The following is a 17,329-nucleotide window of genomic DNA, read 5'->3' on the forward strand; positions in this document are numbered from 1 at the left end:
TCCGCTCACGTCGGCGCCGCCGGCTCACGTCACCGCCGCCGGTTCACGGTGTCGGGTGCCGTCTCGTTCCGTGTGGTCCGCGGCCGGTGTCAACCAGTCGGGCTCGGGCTCGGGCTGCACTGCCGCCGGCCCCGGCATCCCTGCCACCGCGGCCGCCGGATCCGGCCTGACCGTGCGGCGGAAGGCCGCCGTCCCCCGTGCGAGGTCGTGGCCGATCGACACGGCGTCGATGTCGGCCGAGGTCCAGCTCTGCTGCCCCTCACGCGTCTCCGTGCGCACCTTCAGCCTGCCCTGCACGATCACCGGGTCGCCGACGTTCAGCGAGGCCATCGCGTTCGTGGCGAGCTGTCGGTTGGCCCACACCGTGAAGAAGTTGGTGTGCCCGTCCGTCCAGCCGCTCTTCTCCCGGTCCCAGTAGCGCGAGGTCACCGCCAGCCGGAACCTCGTCGACGCCCCTGCCGCCAGCTCCCGGAACACCGGCTGCGTCGCCACGTTCCCCACCGCGCACACCATCGTCTCGTTCATTCGAGCCCCTCCCTCGCCCGGCCCACGCCGGGCCGACACACGTACGGGCCCGTCCCGTACGGAAAGCGTCCGGCCGCACCAGCCGCACTCCCGCGGCTGCCGCACCCACCGCGACGGCCGTGTCACCGCGACCGCCGCGAAACCAGACTGCCTCCGCCGAGCCGGGCCCGCCGGGCTCTGTGGACCACCGTCCGCCTGTGGACAACTCCCTCACCCGATCGAGGGATCGAGCGGTGAAACCAGAGGTCCCGGAGCCGAGGAGTGCGTCACCCCGCCCCGGCGGCCACCCCCGTCGCGCTCGTCACTCCCGTCGCACTCGTCATTCCGGTCACCCGCCCGTACTGCTCACGGACCTCCCGGTACCGCAGCAACTCGGCGGCCAGGGAGTCCAGGACCCTCGCCCGGCCGCAGCTCGCGGCGGCCTCCCGCAGTCTGCGTTCCGCGTCCTGGCCGTATCTGCGCGCCGGGCCGCGCGCCGCCATCCGGCAGCCCCACTCCACCAGCGGCCCGCCGATGATCCCGGCCAGCATCAGCAGCACGGGCACGCCCAGGTTCGGGGACATCACCCCGATGATCTGGCCGAACAGCCACAGGCCGCCGATGACCTGAAGGATGGTCATGGACGCCTGCGCCATCACCGCCGCCGGCCACCACCCCGGCCGCGGCGGACGCCCCGGTGGCAGCCCGGCCTGCGCCGCGAGCTCGTCCAGCGCCTCCGGCAGCCCCTGCGCACCGCGCACGGCCGCTTCCCGTACCGCCTGTGCCCAGGGCGCGGGCAGCCCCGCCGAGGCCCGCTCGGACACCGTGCGCACCGCCTGTTCGACACGCTGCCGCGCCGTAGCCTCCTCGTCGGCCTGCGTTCGGAAGGGCATCCGGCCGGTCGGAGGGTCGTACCGGTCCTGGTACCAGCGCCACAGCCGCAGCCACGGCGTGCCGCACGCCCGGTTGGCGTTGCGCAGCCAGGCGCGTTCAGCCGCCTCGCCCGCGGCGACCGCGCCCACCGCGTCGGCGAGCCGGGCGGCGAACTCGTCCCGCGCCTCCTCGCTGAGTCCGGTGCTCCGCCCGGTCACGTAGACGGGCCGCAACTCCCCCGCGGCGGCGTCCACGTCGGCGGAGATCCGCCGTGCCGCCGCACCTCGCTCTGCGACGAACTGGCCAAGCAGTTCGCGCAGTTCGCCAACACCGTCCCCGGTGAGCCCGGACAGCGCGAGGACGGTCGCGCCCGGCTCGCCGTACTCGCCGAGGGCCACACCGTCCTCGTCGAGCAGCCGCCGCAGGTCGTCGAGGACCATCTCGGCGGCCTCGCCGGGCAGCCGGTCGATCTGGTTGAGGACGATGAACATGACCTCCGCGTGACCCGCCATGGGCCGCAGATAGCGCTCATGGAGGACGGCGTCGGCGTACTTCTCCGGGTCGACGACCCAGATGACGGCGTCCACGAGTGCCAGGATCCGGTCCACCTGCTCGCGGTGCTGCACGGCCGCCGAGTCGTGGTCGGGCAGGTCGATCAGGACGAGCCCCTGCAGCTGCGCCTCCGCGTCCGCGCTCTGCACCGGACGCCTGCGCAGCCGTCCCGGGATGCCCAGCCGGTCGATGAGGCTCGCCGCGCCGTCGCTCCAGCTGCACGCGATGGGAGCGGCGGTGGTCGGCCGGCGGACGCCCGTCTCCGAGATGTTCACCCCGGCGAGTGTGTTGAACAGCTGGGACTTGCCGCTGCCGGTGGCTCCGGCGATGGCGACGACCGTGTGCTGCCCGGACAGCTTGCGGCGCGCCGCCGCCTCGTCGAGGACCCGGCCGGCCTCGGCGAGCGTCTTGCTGTCGAGCCGGGCGCGAGAGAGCCCGACGAGTTCGCGCAGGGCCTCGAGCCGGGAGCGCAGGTGGCCGTCGAAGGCGAGTGGGGGAACGGCCTGGGGGCCGCCGCCGGGACGGACCTCGCTGACGCCGGGGGCGGTGACGGTGGCGGTGGTGATCTGCTCGGCGGCCGTGGCCTCGTTCACCCGGCGGGCGATGAGTCCGTCGTCCCAGAACTCGCCGCCGTCCTGGGGCGTGGAGGCATCTCCGGCCGACGGCTGCACCGCCGCGGGAACCCGCCCGCCGCCTTGGCGCACGCGCGCGGGGCGCTCGTCGCTCCGACCACGGGAGGAGGAAGCACCGTCCCGCGCGTGGACGCCGCCTTCGACCTTCCGCGCGTGGGCGCCGCCTTCGACCTTCCGCACGTGTACGCCGCCGCTGTCGTCCCTCATGCGTACGTCGCCGTCGCCCTCACGCGCGCGTGCGTGGCGGTCGTCGTCCTTGGCGCGTACGGAACCGTTGTCGTCCCGGGCGTGTGCGGAGCGCTCCTCACGGCGGTCGCTTCCCGGCGCCGCGCGGTCGGCGGCCGGGGTCCGGGCCTGGCGGTCGCTCGCGCCCTTCCGTGCGGCGCGGTCGCCCTCACGCCAGCGCGCCCACCCGACGCTCATCCGTCCCCGGGTGTGCTCCTTGCCCTTCCGCGAGGACGGATGGTCGTCCGCTGGCGGTGAGGCGTCCTGGTCCGCACCTGACGGCCCCTCGGCGTCCGCTGCGCCCTCGCCGCCGTCACCATCGGAGACCGTTTCCTCCCCCTCGTGCGCTTCCTCGCCCCGCGCGGGTGCGCCTTGCGTCCCGGCTTCCCCGCCGGAGGCGCCTTCGCCGGACCCCGCCGGACCGTGATCGGCGTTTCCCGTGTGGTCCTGGTCTGTGACGGCGGTCACCGGTCACCTCTCCTTCTGCAGTACGGACAGCGCGGCGATGAGTTCAGCCTGCGGCTCGACATGGACGTCGAGGCCGTCGAGCGGGGCGAGGCGGCGCTCGCGTTCGTTGTGCATCACTCGGTCGAGGTACTCGGAGAGCAGCCGTCCGGCCCGGTCGCGCAGCCGCAGCGCGCCGTGCGCCCCGAGTCGTTCGGCGAGACTCTCGCCCGCGGTGCGAGCCCTGCGGGCGCCGAGCAGGGCGGTGGCGACGAGGGCGGCGACCGTCTCGGGGTCGCAGGCGGCCCTGCGGTCCAGTTGGCGCACCTCGTCCTCGGCGCACTCCTCCAGCTCCCGCCGCCAGCGCCGTACGGCCATGCCGATACGGTGTTCGGCGGTCTCCGGGGAGTCGCCTCGGTCCAGCAGGACCGGCGCGGCCGCGGCCGGTTCGCGGCGCCAGGCCTCGTCGACGCGTTCGTCGGCGGCGGTGACGGCGCACACCAGGAGCGCGGCCAGGCTCTCCATGAGGGCGTCGAGGAGTTCGCCTGCGGTGCAGTCCAGCGGGAAGGCGCGCCAGCGTTTCAGCGCGTCGCCGGCGAGGACGGACCCGTTCTGCAGCCGGCCCCGCACGCGCGTGTACTCACTGTCGTAGGCCCCCTCGACGGCCGAGGTGAGCCGCAGGGAGGCCGCGTACTGCGCGGCGGCGGCGCCGGCCAGCTCGGGCATCCGGGACTTGAGCGAGTCGAGGACGCCGTACGCCGTACGCGCCATCACCGCGTTACGGGCGGCGGCGTCCTGGGCGTGTTCGACGAGCCAGGTGCGCAGCGGGGCCACCGCGGTGGCGGGGAGCAGGCCTCCGCCCCAGGCGGACTCGGGCAGTTCGGGCACCGTGAAGCGGGGGAGGTGGCCGAGTCCGGCCTTGGTGAGCAGCGCCGCGTACTGGCGGGACACCTCGCCGACGACCTGGTGGGGTACCCGGTCCAGGACGGTCACGAGCGTCGCGTCGTACTCCTTGGCCGTACGCAGCAGATGCCAGGGGATGGCGTCGGCGTACCGCGCGGCCGTGGTGACCATCACCCAGATGTCGGCGGCGCAGAGGAGCTGGGCGGCGAGGAAGCGGTTGTCGGCGACGAGGGAGTCGATGTCGGGCGCGTCGAGGAGGGCGAGGCCGGGCGGGAGGGTCTCGGCGGTCTCGATGCGCAGGACCCGTCTGCTGTCCTGCCCGGGGAGCAACAGGTCGTCGTCGCTCGACTCCTGATGGGGCATCCACACGCGGGTGAGGTCGGGCAGCACCCGCATGCCGCTGAACCAGTGATGGTCCTCCGGGTGGCACACCAGCACCGGGGTCCGTGTCGTCGGCCGCAGCACGCCCGCCTCGCTGATGCGCCGTCCGACGAGGGAGTTGACGAGCGTCGACTTCCCGGCGCCGGTGGAACCGCCCACCACGGCCAGCAACGGCGCTTCGGGTTGCCGCAGCCGGGGCACCAAGTAGTCGTCCAGCTGGGCCAGTAGTTCGTCGCGGTTGGCACGCGCGCGTGGCGCCCCCGCCAGGGGCAGCGGGAAGCGTGCGTCGGCGACACGGTCGCGCAGGGCGGAGAGTGCGTCGAGCAGCTGAGGCCGTACGTCCAAGGTCACCACATGCGAAGAATGCCCAATTTCGGGGGATTTATGAAGCATATAGACATGCCTGCGCGCCGATAGGACACAAGGGACGGAAGGTGCGACTGGGACAGAGGCGCAGCGCAGGCATAACGAGTGCACAACACCCGGGGCCCCGGGGACCAAAAAGCGATGCACGATTCGCACCTGCCTGCGATTATCAGGACCGCTTCACTGAACCTCCACATCGAGCCACGGAGGCGAAGCACTCAGGACAAGGAACCGGGAGCCCTATCCTTGTCCCCGGCAACGTCACGGATCAGCCCCCACCAGGGCACCAGGTACGCGGCCACACACCCGGCCCCCGTAGCTCAGTGGATAGAGCAGGCGCCTTCTAAGCGCTTGGCCGCAGGTTCGAGTCCTGCCGGGGGCGCAAGTCTCCGCCCTCCCCCCGGGGAGGGCTTTTTGCTGGTCAGCGCACGTTTCACTCATCATGCCGAAGCCCCGGACACTCCCCCGACGATCATGGGGAGGTTCCGGGGCTGCCCGGCTGTCACCGGGTTTTCGCGGGTGGCTGTGTCGAATACGTGTCGAAGTTTTCGGCGAGAAGACTCAGCCTGCGTCGGCCGGCTCGGGGAGATCTCCCGCGGCCTCCAGCCGCCTCTTCAGGTCAGGCAGCTGCCCCTCGACACACCGTGCGTAAGTGGCCAGCAGGACCGGCACGCTGTTCCCGGCCCATTCGGCAACCTGAGCGGGCGGGATCCCGTCATTGAGCCACTTGGTGAGGCGCGTGTGCCGGTTGTCGTACACCCGCCTCCCCGTGGGCGAATCGAAGACGTGCGGGGGCAGCACGGCCTTGCGCGCGCCGCGCCACGCCCGGCGGATGACCGAGCCGGCGAGGATGCCGCCCGTCTCCCCCTGGAACAGCAGATCACCGGGCTTGAGCTGTTCGTCCTCAATGTGCTGCCGCCGGATGCGCGTCAGGGCGGGATGCCCCGGCACGGTGCGCGTCTCACCCTCGGCACGGCCCTTCAGATCGCGCTCCTCGTGGATCTCTCCGGTGTCGGTCCACTGCTTGCCGACCTCCGGAGTCGCCGTGTGGATCAGCAGCTCACACCACTGGTCCCGGACGTCGGGGTCGGGAAGCGTCACGTCCTGCACTCGCATGGCTACGGCTTCCTCCGGCCGTAGAGCGCAGTAGTACAGCGTGGCGAAGAACGCGTGCAGCCGCGGTCCCCCGCGCGGCCGGCACCGAATCCAGCCGAGGAGCGCCGCCGCCTGATCCGCGTTCATCAGGGACCGCTTGTCCACGGCGGTGCTGGTCTTGGTGACGGCCGTCGACTCCTTCCCCTTGGGAAGGGGGTTGGTCCGCAGGACGCGCCGCCGGATCGCGTGCTTCATGACGACGTTGAGGATCCGGCGGTTGCGCTTTCGGGACCAGGCCGCCGCCTGTTTGCCGTCGAGGCGCGTATCGACGGCTCGCAGGACCTCATCGACCCTTTCCGGCTCCTCCCAGACCGAGACCGGCAGGGAGTTTCGCTCCACCCACCTGAGGATGGTCACCACGTCTCGCGGGGCGTCCGCGCGGCGTGTCGCATTGAACGCCCACTCGCGCAGCGCGGTCCGCACGGCCACCGGGGCGAACTGGGTCGGCTGGACGCGCAGCAGTGCGATGGTGACCGCAGTGAGGGTCTTGGCGGTGTTCTTACGGCTGTTGCCGCCGAGTTCCGACCAACGGGCGTCCACGTATCCGACCGCGAACGCGTACCAGCTCATCGAAGCCGACTTGGAGCGGTGGGACACCGGCAGCCCGGTCGCGATGACGAAGGCTTCGCCCTTGCCCGTGGCCCGGATCAGTTCGGAGCGGAAGCCCTCGGCGAGCGCGACGGTGCCGAAGGGCTCACGCCAGCGCTTGCCCGCGACCTCCCAGCGCACGGTGTACGTGGTCTTCCGGGCACCCTTGTACGTGAGGATCTTGTAGACCTTCACGTCGTACGTGGTTTCCATCAGGCGGCGTCCTCGCGGTCGTCGAGCCAGTGGTCGAGATCGCTCCGCCGGATCCGGAGGTCGCCGTTCGGGAGCTTGATGCAGCGCGGCGCACGCCGCTTCGCCCGCCAGTCGTAGAAGGTCGAGCGCGAGACGCCCAGTTCCTCGCAGACCTCCGCGAGGGTCAGCATGGTGCGCGACCGGACGGCCGTGGTCATTCCGTGTTCCCTTCGCTTCGGAGCGCCTCGCGGGCGGTCTCTCGGTTGGTGTGCAGTTCGCGCGCGATGGTCGCGGCGAGAGCGGCTTCACCCGGGGTGTGGCCGTGGCCGGCGTACTGCCAGTCGGTCAGGACGAGGACGGTGTCCGGTTCGCGGTCGTCCAGGCCGAGGGCCGACGCCTCCTGCGCGGCGCGGAAGTCGGCGCGTTCCTGGCGGAGGGCGCCGAGGGTGGTGGAGTAGGCGCGCGACTTGGACGAGAAGTGCCCGCGGAAGCCGAGCATGTGCGCCCAGGCCCAGAGCCGTCGGTCCGGATACAGCGCGTCGAGGTCGCGGCACGCGGTGATGAGCCGCCGGGTGTGGTCGGGAACGCCGTGGCGGTCGAGTTCGGAGAGTTCGCCGATGCGGCGGTCCAGGGTGCCGGTGTTCTCGGCGGCCTTGGTGGCGTACTTGGCCACGTACGAGGCGACGGCCTGTTCAGTGATGTCGGAGCCGTCCCCGAAGGCCTTCACCGGGCGGACGTCGAGCTGTCGGCCCCAGCGGAACGTCCGGGCCGGCTGGTCGGCGGCGGCCGGAACCGAGACGGACGTGTACGAGTGCACGGCGGCGGCCCGGAGCACGTCGGTGAGCATGTCGACCGTGGCCCAGGCGGGCGGCGGTGTGCCGGGGCCTTCGGGACCGTCGAGGCGCACGACGGCGTGGAAGTGCAGGGCCCCGCGCTTCTGAAACTCCGCCACCTTGCCATACGAGACGCGCAGGTGATCGGCGAGCTCCCGGCGGGCCAGGCCGCGGCGGGCGGCGAGTTCGCGGCGGAGCCGGGTGGTGAAGCGCTGCCAGAGCTGTCCGGCGTGGTTGTTGAACAGGACGGCGCCCGCGTAGTCGTAGGCGTCCGGGTCGAGGGCGGTGCCCAGCTCCGGGGCGTCGGCCGCGTGCCGGTCGCCGCAGCGGCAGGGGCCGCCGTGATCGGGCCGGTTGTGGACCGGGCCGAACGAGGGGGCCGTGAGGGTGACGAAGACGCGCGGGTGATCGCGGACGGCGGCGGAGATGTCCCGGCGGTCATCCCCTGCGAGGCCGGCCCGGATGAGGTGGTAGGTGTCGCCCGCGTACGTCCACGCGCAGGACGGGCAGCGGGAGGCACGGCGGTTGCCGCAGGCGAGGCGAAGACGTCCGCCCGGCTCGTTCTCGGTGGAGTAGTGGTGCAGCGTCTCGCCGGTGGTCTTGTCCTTGGTGAGCGTCCAGCCGGTGAGGTGGATCGGGTCGGAGCAGCCGCCGGTGCGGCGGATCTGGTCCTCCCAGCGGGTGTAGTCGGAGGCCGAGGCCACCCGGAGGATGTCTCCGAGCGTGATCGGGTCGAGTGGGTGGGCGGACGTGGGCACCTTGGGTGTCGCGGATGAGGCCCGGTGGGCCATGCTGAGGGTTCCTTCCGGTTGCGAGATCGATCGGTGGGGACGGCTCCCGGGCGGCGGATGCTTGGCGGTATCAGGGCCGCCCGGGGGCCGGTCAGCGACGCTTGGCGTCGGCGGTGATCAGGGAACGCAGGACGAGGGCGCAGACGGCGACGGACGCGCCGGTGACGGCGACCGCCAGGAGCAGCGAGACCAGGACGGCACCGAGGACCAAGACCACAGCCGTGCCAGCGCCGACGAGCGCGAGGGTGGTGCCGGGGGTGAGCTGGACGACCGGGCGGGACGGGGCCGGGGCGACGGGGGCCGGAAGCGGGACCGGGGTGTACGAGGTGATGGTGGTCGGCTCGGCGATCACGGGCCGGGAGACGAGTCCGGTCGGGGTGGGCATGGTAGGGATCTTCGGGCGCAGCATGGCAGGGCTCCCTACTTGGTGATGGCGGTGTCGATGACGGGGGCGAGGAGGCTGTCGGCGATGAGATAGCCGCCGAGGAGCAGCACCAGGACCAGCCAGAGCGGCGGCCGGAAGAGCTTGCAGCCGAGGTAGCCGACGGCGGCGAGGGCGAACCAGAGCGGGACCTGCATTGCGGTGTCTCCTAGCGGACGCGGCAGCGGTGGGTGCGGGCGGCGAGCTGGGCGGCGGTGCCGCTGGAGTAGTCGGCGGACCAGCCGCAGCGGTCGGCGGTGCAGACGGCGGCGTGCACGGTCCTGCCGTTGCGGTCGCGGTGAGTGCCGATCTGCACGGGGCCGATCCGCATCACGGAGTGGAAGTTGTCGCGGGCGGGCATGTCAGTCGGTCTCCTCACGGGTTGCGGTGGGATCGGGGAAGCTGGCACGGATGCCGGCGGCGGTGGCCGGGTCGGTGGTGCGCCGGGCGGCTTCCTCGGCGAGCAGGTGGGCGAGGTAGGGCCGGTCGGCGGCGGTCATCTCGCGGGCACCGTCGAGGTAGTCGGAGACGGTCAGGTCGGCGGGGTCGGAGGTCATCTGTCGTCCTGGCTTCCGGGTCAGGTGAGTTGGGCGGCGATGGCGTCGGCGAGGTGGGGCGGGACGCCGAGGCGGGCGCGCAGGGTGTCGGTGTCGATCGGGGCACCGGTGCGGTCGCGGTAGTCGGCAGCGACTTTGCGGGCGTGGTCGACGAGGACGGCGGGAACCGCGGGGGCCGGGTCGGCGGGCGGAAGCGCCGGCGGTTCCGCCACCGGGGCCGGGGTGGGCGCCGGGTCCGGCACGGGTTCGGCTTCCGGCTCGGGGTCTGTGACGGAGTCGGTTTCCGGTGCGGGTGCCTGCTCATCCGGGGGGCGGTGGTCGGCGGAGTGGGCGAGGAGGGTGCCGCCGAGGAAGGCGAGGGCGGGCCATCCGGCGATGCCCAGGCGCAGCAGGGCGGGCGGGTCGGCCAGGTCGAGGAATCCGGCGGTGGCGACGTTGGCACCGAGGGAGGCGAACAGGGCGATGAGGAACCAGCACCAGGCCAGCCGGGACGGTCCGTCAGCGCGGAGGCGTCGCCAGGCGGCAACCATGAGCAGATCCACGCTGACCGGGTAGGCCCAGGCCTTCCAGCCGTCCTGTCCGGCAGCGGCGGCCAAGTCGTGCAGGTGGGCGAAGGACAGGGCACCGGCAATCACGGCCTGGACCAGGACGGCGTCGACACGCAGGACGCGACGGGCGGCCATCAGGACTCCTCCCCGGTCGGCGGCTCGGGAAGCGAGGCGGCCAGGGAGGGGCTGACGACGTCGACGAAGTCGAGGTCGGCGCCGCTGGTGTCGGCGTAGAGGGCGAGCTGGCCCAGGAGCAGGACGGTGCGGGCAAAGTCCTCGCAGTCGGGGCACATGACGCGGGTTCTCCCTTCATCAGGCATGGCAGGGGTAGGGACTTGGCGCGAAGTGCGGTCGCGTCGGCCGAAGTGGCAAGCGAGAGATCAGGCGGTGGCCGGAGAAGGCTTGACCGACGGCACAGGTTCGGTGGCGGGCCCGGCGAAGGCGGGCCGGAACGGTGCCAGTTCGGGCAGGGTCGGGGTGCGGTCGGCGTGCCGGTTGCAGAGGTTCACGGCTTGGCGGAGCGAGGTGTGCGGAGCCCGGATGCGGTGCCATCCACCGGAGGAGTCACCCGCGATGGCGATCCCCCGCAACTCGGCCGGGATCTGGATGGCGGCGAGGACGGCGTCCGGGGAGATGTCGCCGAAGGCCATGTTGGCGCTGGTCTCGTCGTTGACGCGGTGGGCGGTGCGGCCGGTGAGCTGGGCGCGGAGCATGGTGATGCCCTTGCCGAGTTCGGAGCCGAAGCGCTGTCCGCAGATCTCCAGATAGATGCCGGCCGCGCGGCCGAGCTGGGCGAGGCGGACCAGGGCGGTGATGATGCGGTCGCGCCGCTTCTCCTCCTCCTTGCCGGCGAACAGGGCGAGTTCGGCGACCTCGTCGACCAGGACCACGATCGGGGTCGGACGCAGTTCGTCGGGCAGATCCCAGATGTCGGCGGCGATCTCCGCGTCCGGCACGTCGACCGTGATCCGCTGCTGGGCACGGATGAGCTGATAGACGTCTGCCATCCGAGTCACGAGCGCGTCGAGCAGTTCGGCGGCGGTGTCGGGGTTGTCGGCGAGGGCGGAGAACCGGCGGGCCAGCGGGAACAGCTCGACCCCCTGTTTGCAGTCGATGCCGACGAGCGCGACGTCCATCGGGGCGAGTCCGACAACCAGGTTGCGTTGGTAGACGGACTTGCCGGATTCCGTGGCTCCGAGGGTGAGGGCGTGGGGTATCGCCCGGTAGTCGCGGTAGTGCACCGAACCGTCCTGCCGTAGGGCTACGGGAACCCGCATGGGCCGGGTCTCGGCCGTGGCGGGCATCTGCACCCGCTTGAGCACGTCATAGCCGGTCATCCGCACCTCTACGACGCCGGACCGCAGCTCACGCGAGGTGACGCCGTACATCGAGAACGAGTGCCGGAGTCGGTCCGAGGCAGCGGCGATGTCGAAGGCGTCCTGTCCGGGGCGCAGTTTGAGACGTAAGACCAGGCCGGTGCGAGTCGGCCGGAGCCGCAGAATGCGCGGCGGACGGGACTCCGGCATAGGACGGTTCGTGGCCCGTGCCAGGGCGAGCCGCCATCTCGGGGGCGGTACGGTCAGCCCGCACGCGTCCATGACGGAGCCGTACCGGACCAGAACCCGCAGCGTGGCCAGGGCGACCCCGAAGACCAGCCAGTACCAGGTGGGACGCCGCCACCGCAGGAGCCCCGCGGCGGCGACGACCAGCACCAGAGCGACCGTGAAGCCGGTCATGATCAGGCCGCCTTCGGCCCTGCGGCGGCGTTGACGTTGGCGAGCGAGGTGACCGCGACCGCACGGAACGCGATGCCGTGCCGCTTCTGGCCGTTGAAGTCGTTCTCCCACGGCCGCGCGACCAGGCCGGTGAGCGCGACCGGCGTTCCCATGGCCAGCTCACCGCTGATCCCCGGCTCGGGGACCGTGATGGACAGGATCTCCACCTCCTCGTTGACCGCGAACATCACGTCGACCGTCATCAGCTTCGAACCGGACTCGATGTCCATGGCGATCTCGCCCGTACGGCGGTCCTTGACCTTGGGCTGCGGGGTCTTGGCGACCATCACGATCGCGGCGGAGGTGTCGACGGGAATCTGACGCATAGCGGAGCACTCCTCTATAGATGCTGGACTCCGTCACTCATGTATATGAGTGACATGAAGAAGAGTGCATCACTCCTATACATGAGTCAACCCGCCGCGAAGAAGAAGTCGCGACGGGCTGTGAGGAGTTGAGCGGGCGTCAGTCGTCGGCAGGGATGCGGTACTCGAAAACGAACTGGTCAGCGGCCATGAGCGTGTCGCACACCTCGACCACGAGACCCGCGGTCGTACGGGCCTCCCGGATCAGATGAACCACGGCAGCACCCGGGCTCAGCGCAAGCTCCGAGGCCTCTGCCTTCGAGGCCGGCCGCGCTTGCAGCGTCTCGACGAACTCCGCGAACTCGTGTCCGTGGTCTTCGAGCCGGGCGTAGATGCCACCGCCGCCGGGGTTCTCGGCGAACAGCTCCGGAATCTCCTTCACGACGTCCCACGGCAGGTAGGACGTGGCGGTCTCGACCGGAACGCCGTTGCGGAAGTAGAGGCGCCGGCGGGCCAGCACCTGCGTACCGGCGGGGACACCCAGCCGCTGGGCTGCGTCCTCGGGAGCCTCCATGGGCCCGATGTAGAGGACGCTCACCTTTGCAGTGGCGCCGGACTGGGCGGACTCGGCAAGGTAGGCCGCCTGCCCTCCCTGCCGGAGCGAGCGCCGGAAGCGATCGGAGGAGCGGTGCCGCACAGGAGGCCGGTTCTTCACGATCGAGCCCTTGCCGTGCCGGGTCTCGACGAGCCCACTCGCCCGCACCTCGGCCATCGCCTTACGGATCGTCCCGCCAGACACGCCGTAGCGATCCACCAGCTCGGATTCACTCGGCACCATGTCACCAGGCTTTAGGACCCCCGCCCGGATCTGCTGCACGATCTCTTCCGCGATCTGCACGTACCGAGGTCCGGCCGTGCCCCCTCCAGCAGCAGTTCCCATAGTCCTTCTCTGCCTCCTAAGCTCCTCTACATGAGTCAACCACAGGAAGCGACACCGCCTCCCCTGCACTCCGTGTCCGTAGCGGGAGTGGTGGTGCGCGAGGACGGCCGCCTCCTGGCGATCCGCCGAGCCGACAACGGCACATGGGAGCTCCCCGGCGGCATCCTCGAACTCGACGAGACCCCAGAGGCCGGCGTCGCTCGCGAGGTCCTGGAGGAGACGGGCATCCACGTCGAGGTGGACGAACTCACCGGCGTCTACAAGAACATGATCCGCGGAGTCGTCGCCTTGGTCTTCCGCTGCAAGCCCTCCGGCGGCACGGAACGCACCTCCAGCGAGTCCAGCGCCGTTTCCTGGCTCACTCCGGACGAGGTCAGCGAGCGCATGACCGAGGTCTACGCAGTCAGGCTCCTGGACGCCTTGGACGGCAACGGCCCCCACGTACGGAGCCATGACGGACAGCACCTCATCCCAGCGGGATAAGACTTTCTCTCCTTCATCAAGGCGGCTCGCTACGCTCCCCGCGCGCGACCCGGCCCCCGGCCGGGCCTGCGCTCCTAATGGCGTCGTAAGACGTTGGTCTTGATCCTGCTGGCGAACGTCTTGAGTGAGCTGGCATGCGGTGATCCGTAGCCGCTCCTGAGGCCTGACCTCCCAAGACAGAGTCGGCCCCGCATGCCAGCCTGCTCGTTCGTTCCTCATCGTGTGGAGGGGGCGGGGGCGGCCCGCGCTCCTGCCTTCGTCCCGCGCGGACCGCCCCCGCCCCCTCCACCGAAAGACACAACAGCGGCATCGTTGGTCCGTGGTCCAAGCCGCCGCCAGGGAACACCTCTCACCGCTCGGCGAACGCCCAGTTCCGCAGCTGACCGAGACCCCTGACGACCGCTGGGATTGCGAACGACTGATCGGATGACGGGCCGTTGAGCCCTGCCATTAGGAAGACGCGCAACCCCTGCCCAGCGAGGACCAGCACACCACCGCCAATCAGAGGACACCCCTATGACCAGCGTGTTCTGCGGCATCGACTGGGCCACCGACCACCACGACATCGCCCTGCTCGACGAGAGCGGCACCCTCCTCGCCAAGCTCCGCATCGACGACAGCCCCACAGGCCTCACCCAGCTCCTCGACCTCCTGGCCCGCCACGGCGACACCCCCGACAACCCGATCCCCGTCGCCATCGAGACCTCCCACGGACTGCTGGTCGCCTGCCTGCGCGCCACCGGACGGCCGATCTACGTCATCAACCCGCTCACCGCCGCCCGCTACCGCGACCGCTACGCACTCAGCCGCAAGAAGTCCGACCACCTCGACGCCAAAGTCCTGGCCCACATCCTGCGCACCGACCCGGCCGAACACCGCCCCCTGCCCGCCGACAGCCACCTCGCCCAGGCCATCACCGTCCTGGCCCGAGCCCAGCAGGACGCCGTCTGGGACCGCGTCCAGACCGGCAACCGACTGCGCTCCCACCTGCGCGAATACTTCCCCGCCTTCCTCACCGTCTTCCGCCACTTCCGCGAAGGCCTCGCCTCACCCGTCAGCCGCACCCTGCTGGCCACGGCCCCCACGCCCACGCAGGCCGCCCAGCTCACCCGCCCCCAGCTCCGGGCCATCCTCAAAAAGGCCGGCCGCCAACGCGAGATCACCGACGAGGTCGAACGCCTCCACGGCTTACTGCGCGAACCCCAGATGCACCAACCACCCGTGGTCGAACAGGCGATGGGAACCAAGACCCTCGCCCTGCTCCGGCAGTTCAACGCCGCCTGCACCAGCGCCGACGAACTGGAGGCCGCGGTCGTCGACGCCTTCACCGCCCACAAGGACGCCGAGATCATCACCAGCTTCCCCGGCCTCGGCCACCTCACCGGCGCCCGCGTCCTGGCCGAACTCGGCGACGACCACACCCGCTTCGCCACCGCCCGCGCACTCAAGGCCTACGCCGGATCCGCACCCATCACCAGATCCTCCGGACGCAAGACCACCGTCCTGGCCAGGCACATCAAGAACCAGCGCCTCGCTTCAGCCGGCTACAACTGGGCCTTCGCCGCCCTCACAGCATCCCCCGGAGCACGAGCCCACTACGACCGCCGCCGAGCAACCGAAGAACGACACGTCGCAGCACAACGCAACCTGTTCAACCGCATGCTCGGCTGCCTGCACCACTGCCTCACCCACCGCATCCCCTACGACGAGCAGACCGCCTTCCCCGACACCGCTTGACTGATCAACCGCATCGGATGTCTGTCTCCGCCCCGCTCCAGCCCGGCCGGCGTCCGTGCCGCGCGCTCAGAAAGCAGCCGCCTGAGGCCGAAGATAGGGATACATCGCGGCTCAGGGCTGAGGGGGTCCGCTAGAGAACGTTGGTTCGCCCAACTTGAAGAACTAGCTCACGCTTCCGGCCTCTTGACCGTAGCCTACGATCATGGCCGCTCACGTAGGTAGTCGTCTCTCAACCGCCACTCCGTACATCAAGGACCTCAACACTCAGGTACGGAAAGGCGAGATCAAAGTTCCGCAGTTCCAGCGCCCATTTGTGTGGGGCGTAGCTCAAGCACTGGACCTACTTGATAGCGTCGCCAACAATTATCCCATCGGAAGCCTTCTCCTCTGGCGCACTGCGGACAAACTTGCCACAGAGAGGAATATCGGCGAGTTTAAGCTACCGGAAACCGAAGATCTCACTCCCACTGACTATGTGTTGGACGGACAGCAACGCATGACCGTCCTTTATTCTGCACTTGGAGCCGAGGACGAGGGCCTAGGTTTTTCCGCCGTCTACGACCTAGAGGCAGAAAAGTTTTTGGAGGAGAAGCCGGGCGAGCGACCTCTGCACCATTTTCCGATGCGCTGGCTCTATCAGACGACTAAGCTGCTCAACTTCAGAACCGCGCTCCAGTCGCACAAAAATGCAGACCTACTGCAAGAGCGATTTGATGCATTGATCGAAGTATTCAGCGGTTATCAAATCCCGGTCGTTACCTTGAGAGACCTCACAATCGAGGAAGTCTGTCCGATCTTCGAGCGCATCAACAGTTCGGGGACCGACCTTTCGACCTTCGACCTGATGGTAGCCGCTACATGGTCCAAGGGATTCGACCTCAACGAGAAAGTTGAGGAGATTTCCTATTCCTTGGAGCCTAAGAACTATGGCGAAATCAAGGGAACCACAGTACTCAAGTGTCTTTCCGTGGTCCAGTATGAGTCCGCAAACCGTGAGCGCGTTATTGCGCTACGCGGCTTCAAAGGGGACCCACAGAAGATGGACTCCCTGGTAGACCGCACCCGCAAGGCCCTGCTTCGAGCGGTAGACCAGCTGGCAACCGATTTCAAGATCCACTCTCTGAGCTTCCTCCCTTACGAAGCACACCTAGTAATCCTCACTTACATCTACGCCAACAACCCAAATCTCTCCGCACAGGCACTTCGCAGGGTCCGGCAATGGTTTTGGCGCACATCATTTTCCGAGCGCTACCGCGGTGCGCCTGACGACTTCGTGACCCGCGACCTTCAGGCGATCAAGAACTTTGTCCTTGAAGGAGAGGACGGGAGCGAGGAAATTTTCGGCACTGGATTGACCAATACAGAGATCAAGAAAATGGTCTTCCGGAAAAACAATTCACGCTCCAGGGCGTTCATCCTGACCCTAGCAAAAAACAACCCCAAGAACCTGACCAATGGAAATACAATTGATACCGCCGAGGCGCTTTCCGTCTACAATCGCAAGCAGTTCCATCACATCTTCCCGGAAGCCTTTCTAAAGCGCACAGCACCAGGGGTAGAGCGTAGTAATCTGCTGAACTTCTGCATGCTGGCAGCCGCAGATAACAATCTGATCAGCGACAGGAACCCTAAGGACTATTTGCCGGAGCTGATTGGCGACTTGGGGCTTCATGCCGACGATGTCCTACGGTCCAATCTCATGCCCACAGCAGACGAATACGACTACACTATGGCCGAGTTGAGTACTTTCTTCGACGCTCGCGTAGATATCGTCAGACGTGAAATCTTTCGACTGTGCTCAGGCGCGCACTGAGCTGTCTTCCTCCTCGTGGGATAGGGGTCGGTCAAGGTGCCGACCCCGTGCCAGGACGTTGGAGAACCACGAGCAATACCGGGGACCATGCCGACAGCAGACCAGGCACACCGCAGGTTAGACGGGCCGCTCCCTCAGGGCCGCCCAAACTCCAAGCTGGGGGCTGGAGCGCCGCGGTCACAGGTTGGCCGTCAGAGCACGCCCTAGTTGTATTGACCCGCAGCGTTGTTCACACGGCTGATGGGTGGCTGGCCTCCGAGTGCGGTGTGGCAGCGATGGTAGTTGTAGCCGTGGAGGAAGTCGTCGAGGGC

The 17,329-nt window shown here is 69.3% G+C and carries 18 protein-coding genes, 1 tRNA gene and 1 pseudogene; 4 read left to right on the forward strand and 16 right to left on the reverse strand.

Translation table 11 applies throughout. The annotated features are described in order from the left end of the window. Positions 1–24 precede the first annotated feature (24 nt). From ACIOC0_RS12870 to ACIOC0_RS12880, 3 genes are all read right to left on the reverse strand, one after another. Positions 25–525, reverse strand: a complete 501-nt coding sequence (locus ACIOC0_RS12870) for a single-stranded DNA-binding protein (protein ID WP_402155057.1) — start codon at positions 523–525, stop codon at positions 25–27. Between the two features lie 266 nt (positions 526–791). Next, positions 792–3,254 carry a GTPase gene (locus ACIOC0_RS12875; protein WP_402155058.1) on the reverse strand — a complete coding sequence of 821 codons (2,463 nt, stop codon included), beginning with the start codon at positions 3,252–3,254 and terminating at the stop codon, positions 792–794. A gap of 3 nt (positions 3,255–3,257) precedes the next feature. Next, entirely contained in the window at positions 3,258–4,868 is a 1,611-nt protein-coding gene (locus ACIOC0_RS12880) for a dynamin family protein (protein WP_402155059.1), read from the reverse strand. 321 nt (positions 4,869–5,189) lie between these two features. Here ACIOC0_RS12880 and ACIOC0_RS12885 point away from each other — a divergent pair. Beyond that, a tRNA-Arg gene (locus ACIOC0_RS12885) sits at positions 5,190–5,262 on the forward strand. Positions 5,263–5,441: 179 nt separating this feature from the next. Here ACIOC0_RS12885 and ACIOC0_RS12890 read toward each other — a convergent pair. From ACIOC0_RS12890 to ACIOC0_RS12945, 12 genes are all read right to left on the reverse strand, one after another. Then, positions 5,442–6,836 (reverse strand): tyrosine-type recombinase/integrase, encoded by a 1,395-nt coding sequence (locus tag ACIOC0_RS12890; protein WP_402155060.1) that lies wholly within the window; start codon positions 6,834–6,836, stop codon positions 5,442–5,444. After that, on the reverse strand, positions 6,836–7,033 hold the full coding sequence (locus ACIOC0_RS12895; protein WP_257564444.1) for an AlpA family transcriptional regulator: 198 nt from the start codon (positions 7,031–7,033) through the stop codon (positions 6,836–6,838). Before ACIOC0_RS12895 ends, ACIOC0_RS12890 begins: the two co-directional genes overlap by 1 nt. Then, on the reverse strand, positions 7,030–8,439 hold the full coding sequence (gene repSA, locus ACIOC0_RS12900) for a replication initiator protein RepSA (RefSeq protein ID WP_402155061.1): 1,410 nt from the start codon (positions 8,437–8,439) through the stop codon (positions 7,030–7,032). The genes ACIOC0_RS12895 and repSA overlap by 4 nt, the downstream gene beginning before the upstream one ends. Before the next feature lie 91 nt (positions 8,440–8,530). Further along, positions 8,531–8,848: a SpdD-like protein gene (locus ACIOC0_RS12905; RefSeq protein ID WP_402155062.1), complete on the reverse strand. Its 318-nt coding sequence runs from the start codon at positions 8,846–8,848 to the stop codon at positions 8,531–8,533. Positions 8,849–8,859: 11 nt separating this feature from the next. Next, the gene (locus ACIOC0_RS12910) at positions 8,860–9,018 is read right to left on the reverse strand and encodes a hypothetical protein (protein WP_190154412.1); all 159 of its coding nucleotides are present in this window, start codon (positions 9,016–9,018) and stop codon (positions 8,860–8,862) included. An 11-nt stretch (positions 9,019–9,029) separates the two neighbouring features. Further along, positions 9,030–9,221, reverse strand: coding sequence for a mobile element transfer protein (locus ACIOC0_RS12915; RefSeq protein ID WP_266717818.1), 192 nt, complete (start codon positions 9,219–9,221; stop codon positions 9,030–9,032). Between the two features lies 1 nt (position 9,222). Continuing rightward, positions 9,223–9,417 (reverse strand): hypothetical protein, encoded by a 195-nt coding sequence (locus tag ACIOC0_RS12920; protein ID WP_402155063.1) that lies wholly within the window; start codon positions 9,415–9,417, stop codon positions 9,223–9,225. A gap of 20 nt (positions 9,418–9,437) precedes the next feature. Continuing rightward, positions 9,438–10,100 carry a DUF2637 domain-containing protein gene (locus tag ACIOC0_RS12925; RefSeq protein WP_402155064.1) on the reverse strand — a complete coding sequence of 221 codons (663 nt, stop codon included), beginning with the start codon at positions 10,098–10,100 and terminating at the stop codon, positions 9,438–9,440. Next, a complete protein-coding gene (locus ACIOC0_RS12930; RefSeq protein WP_215207556.1) occupies positions 10,100–10,258 on the reverse strand; it encodes a hypothetical protein in 159 nt (52 codons plus the stop codon). The genes ACIOC0_RS12925 and ACIOC0_RS12930 overlap by 1 nt, the downstream gene beginning before the upstream one ends. Positions 10,259–10,345: 87 nt before the next feature. Next, entirely contained in the window at positions 10,346–11,701 is a 1,356-nt protein-coding gene (locus ACIOC0_RS12935; protein ID WP_402155065.1) for an FtsK/SpoIIIE domain-containing protein, read from the reverse strand. A gap of 2 nt (positions 11,702–11,703) precedes the next feature. Next, positions 11,704–12,066 carry a hypothetical protein gene (locus ACIOC0_RS12940; RefSeq protein WP_402155066.1) on the reverse strand — a complete coding sequence of 121 codons (363 nt, stop codon included), beginning with the start codon at positions 12,064–12,066 and terminating at the stop codon, positions 11,704–11,706. Positions 12,067–12,205: 139 nt separating this feature from the next. Continuing rightward, positions 12,206–12,985, reverse strand: coding sequence for a GntR family transcriptional regulator (locus ACIOC0_RS12945; protein ID WP_190154420.1), 780 nt, complete (start codon positions 12,983–12,985; stop codon positions 12,206–12,208). Between the two features lie 30 nt (positions 12,986–13,015). Between ACIOC0_RS12945 and ACIOC0_RS12950 the strand changes: the two genes are divergently transcribed. The 3 genes from ACIOC0_RS12950 (at position 13,016) to ACIOC0_RS12960 (ending at position 17,018) form a co-directional block, all read left to right on the forward strand. After that, a complete protein-coding gene (locus tag ACIOC0_RS12950) occupies positions 13,016–13,468 on the forward strand; it encodes an NUDIX hydrolase (RefSeq protein ID WP_402155067.1) in 453 nt (150 codons plus the stop codon). A gap of 516 nt (positions 13,469–13,984) precedes the next feature. Continuing rightward, positions 13,985–15,205, forward strand: a complete 1,221-nt coding sequence (locus tag ACIOC0_RS12955; RefSeq protein WP_402155068.1) for an IS110 family transposase — start codon at positions 13,985–13,987, stop codon at positions 15,203–15,205. A gap of 202 nt (positions 15,206–15,407) precedes the next feature. Continuing rightward, positions 15,408–17,018, forward strand: a complete 1,611-nt coding sequence (locus ACIOC0_RS12960) for a DUF262 domain-containing protein (protein ID WP_402155069.1) — start codon at positions 15,408–15,410, stop codon at positions 17,016–17,018. Between the two features lie 203 nt (positions 17,019–17,221). On the opposite strand, the pseudogene ACIOC0_RS12965 reads toward ACIOC0_RS12960, so the two are convergent. Continuing rightward, positions 17,222–17,329 (reverse strand): annotated as a pseudogene (locus ACIOC0_RS12965) (IS481 family transposase); the annotation flags it as partial.

The organism is Streptomyces sp. NPDC088254 (assembly GCF_044740925.1).
Lineage (GTDB): Bacteria > Actinomycetota > Actinomycetes > Streptomycetales > Streptomycetaceae > Streptomyces.

Coding starts and splice junctions, on each gene's coding strand:
- ACIOC0_RS12945 (WP_190154420.1), bottom strand. CDS start 12,985: ATGGGAACTGCTGCTGGAGGGGGCACGGCCGGACCTCGGTACGTGCAG.
- ACIOC0_RS12940 (WP_402155066.1), bottom strand. CDS start 12,066: ATGCGTCAGATTCCCGTCGACACCTCCGCCGCGATCGTGATGGTCGCC.
- ACIOC0_RS12925 (WP_402155064.1), bottom strand. CDS start 10,100: ATGGCCGCCCGTCGCGTCCTGCGTGTCGACGCCGTCCTGGTCCAGGCC.
- repSA (WP_402155061.1), bottom strand. CDS start 8,439: ATGGCCCACCGGGCCTCATCCGCGACACCCAAGGTGCCCACGTCCGCC.
- ACIOC0_RS12935 (WP_402155065.1), bottom strand. CDS start 11,701: ATGACCGGCTTCACGGTCGCTCTGGTGCTGGTCGTCGCCGCCGCGGGG.
- ACIOC0_RS12915 (WP_266717818.1), bottom strand. CDS start 9,221: ATGCCCGCCCGCGACAACTTCCACTCCGTGATGCGGATCGGCCCCGTG.
- ACIOC0_RS12955 (WP_402155068.1), top strand. CDS start 13,985: ATGACCAGCGTGTTCTGCGGCATCGACTGGGCCACCGACCACCACGAC.
- ACIOC0_RS12960 (WP_402155069.1), top strand. CDS start 15,408: ATGGCCGCTCACGTAGGTAGTCGTCTCTCAACCGCCACTCCGTACATC.
- ACIOC0_RS12930 (WP_215207556.1), bottom strand. CDS start 10,258: ATGTGCCCCGACTGCGAGGACTTTGCCCGCACCGTCCTGCTCCTGGGC.
- ACIOC0_RS12950 (WP_402155067.1), top strand. CDS start 13,016: ATGAGTCAACCACAGGAAGCGACACCGCCTCCCCTGCACTCCGTGTCC.
- ACIOC0_RS12895 (WP_257564444.1), bottom strand. CDS start 7,033: ATGACCACGGCCGTCCGGTCGCGCACCATGCTGACCCTCGCGGAGGTC.
- ACIOC0_RS12920 (WP_402155063.1), bottom strand. CDS start 9,417: ATGACCTCCGACCCCGCCGACCTGACCGTCTCCGACTACCTCGACGGT.
- ACIOC0_RS12905 (WP_402155062.1), bottom strand. CDS start 8,848: ATGCTGCGCCCGAAGATCCCTACCATGCCCACCCCGACCGGACTCGTC.
- ACIOC0_RS12890 (WP_402155060.1), bottom strand. CDS start 6,836: ATGGAAACCACGTACGACGTGAAGGTCTACAAGATCCTCACGTACAAG.
- ACIOC0_RS12910 (WP_190154412.1), bottom strand. CDS start 9,018: ATGCAGGTCCCGCTCTGGTTCGCCCTCGCCGCCGTCGGCTACCTCGGC.
- ACIOC0_RS12870 (WP_402155057.1), bottom strand. CDS start 525: ATGAACGAGACGATGGTGTGCGCGGTGGGGAACGTGGCGACGCAGCCG.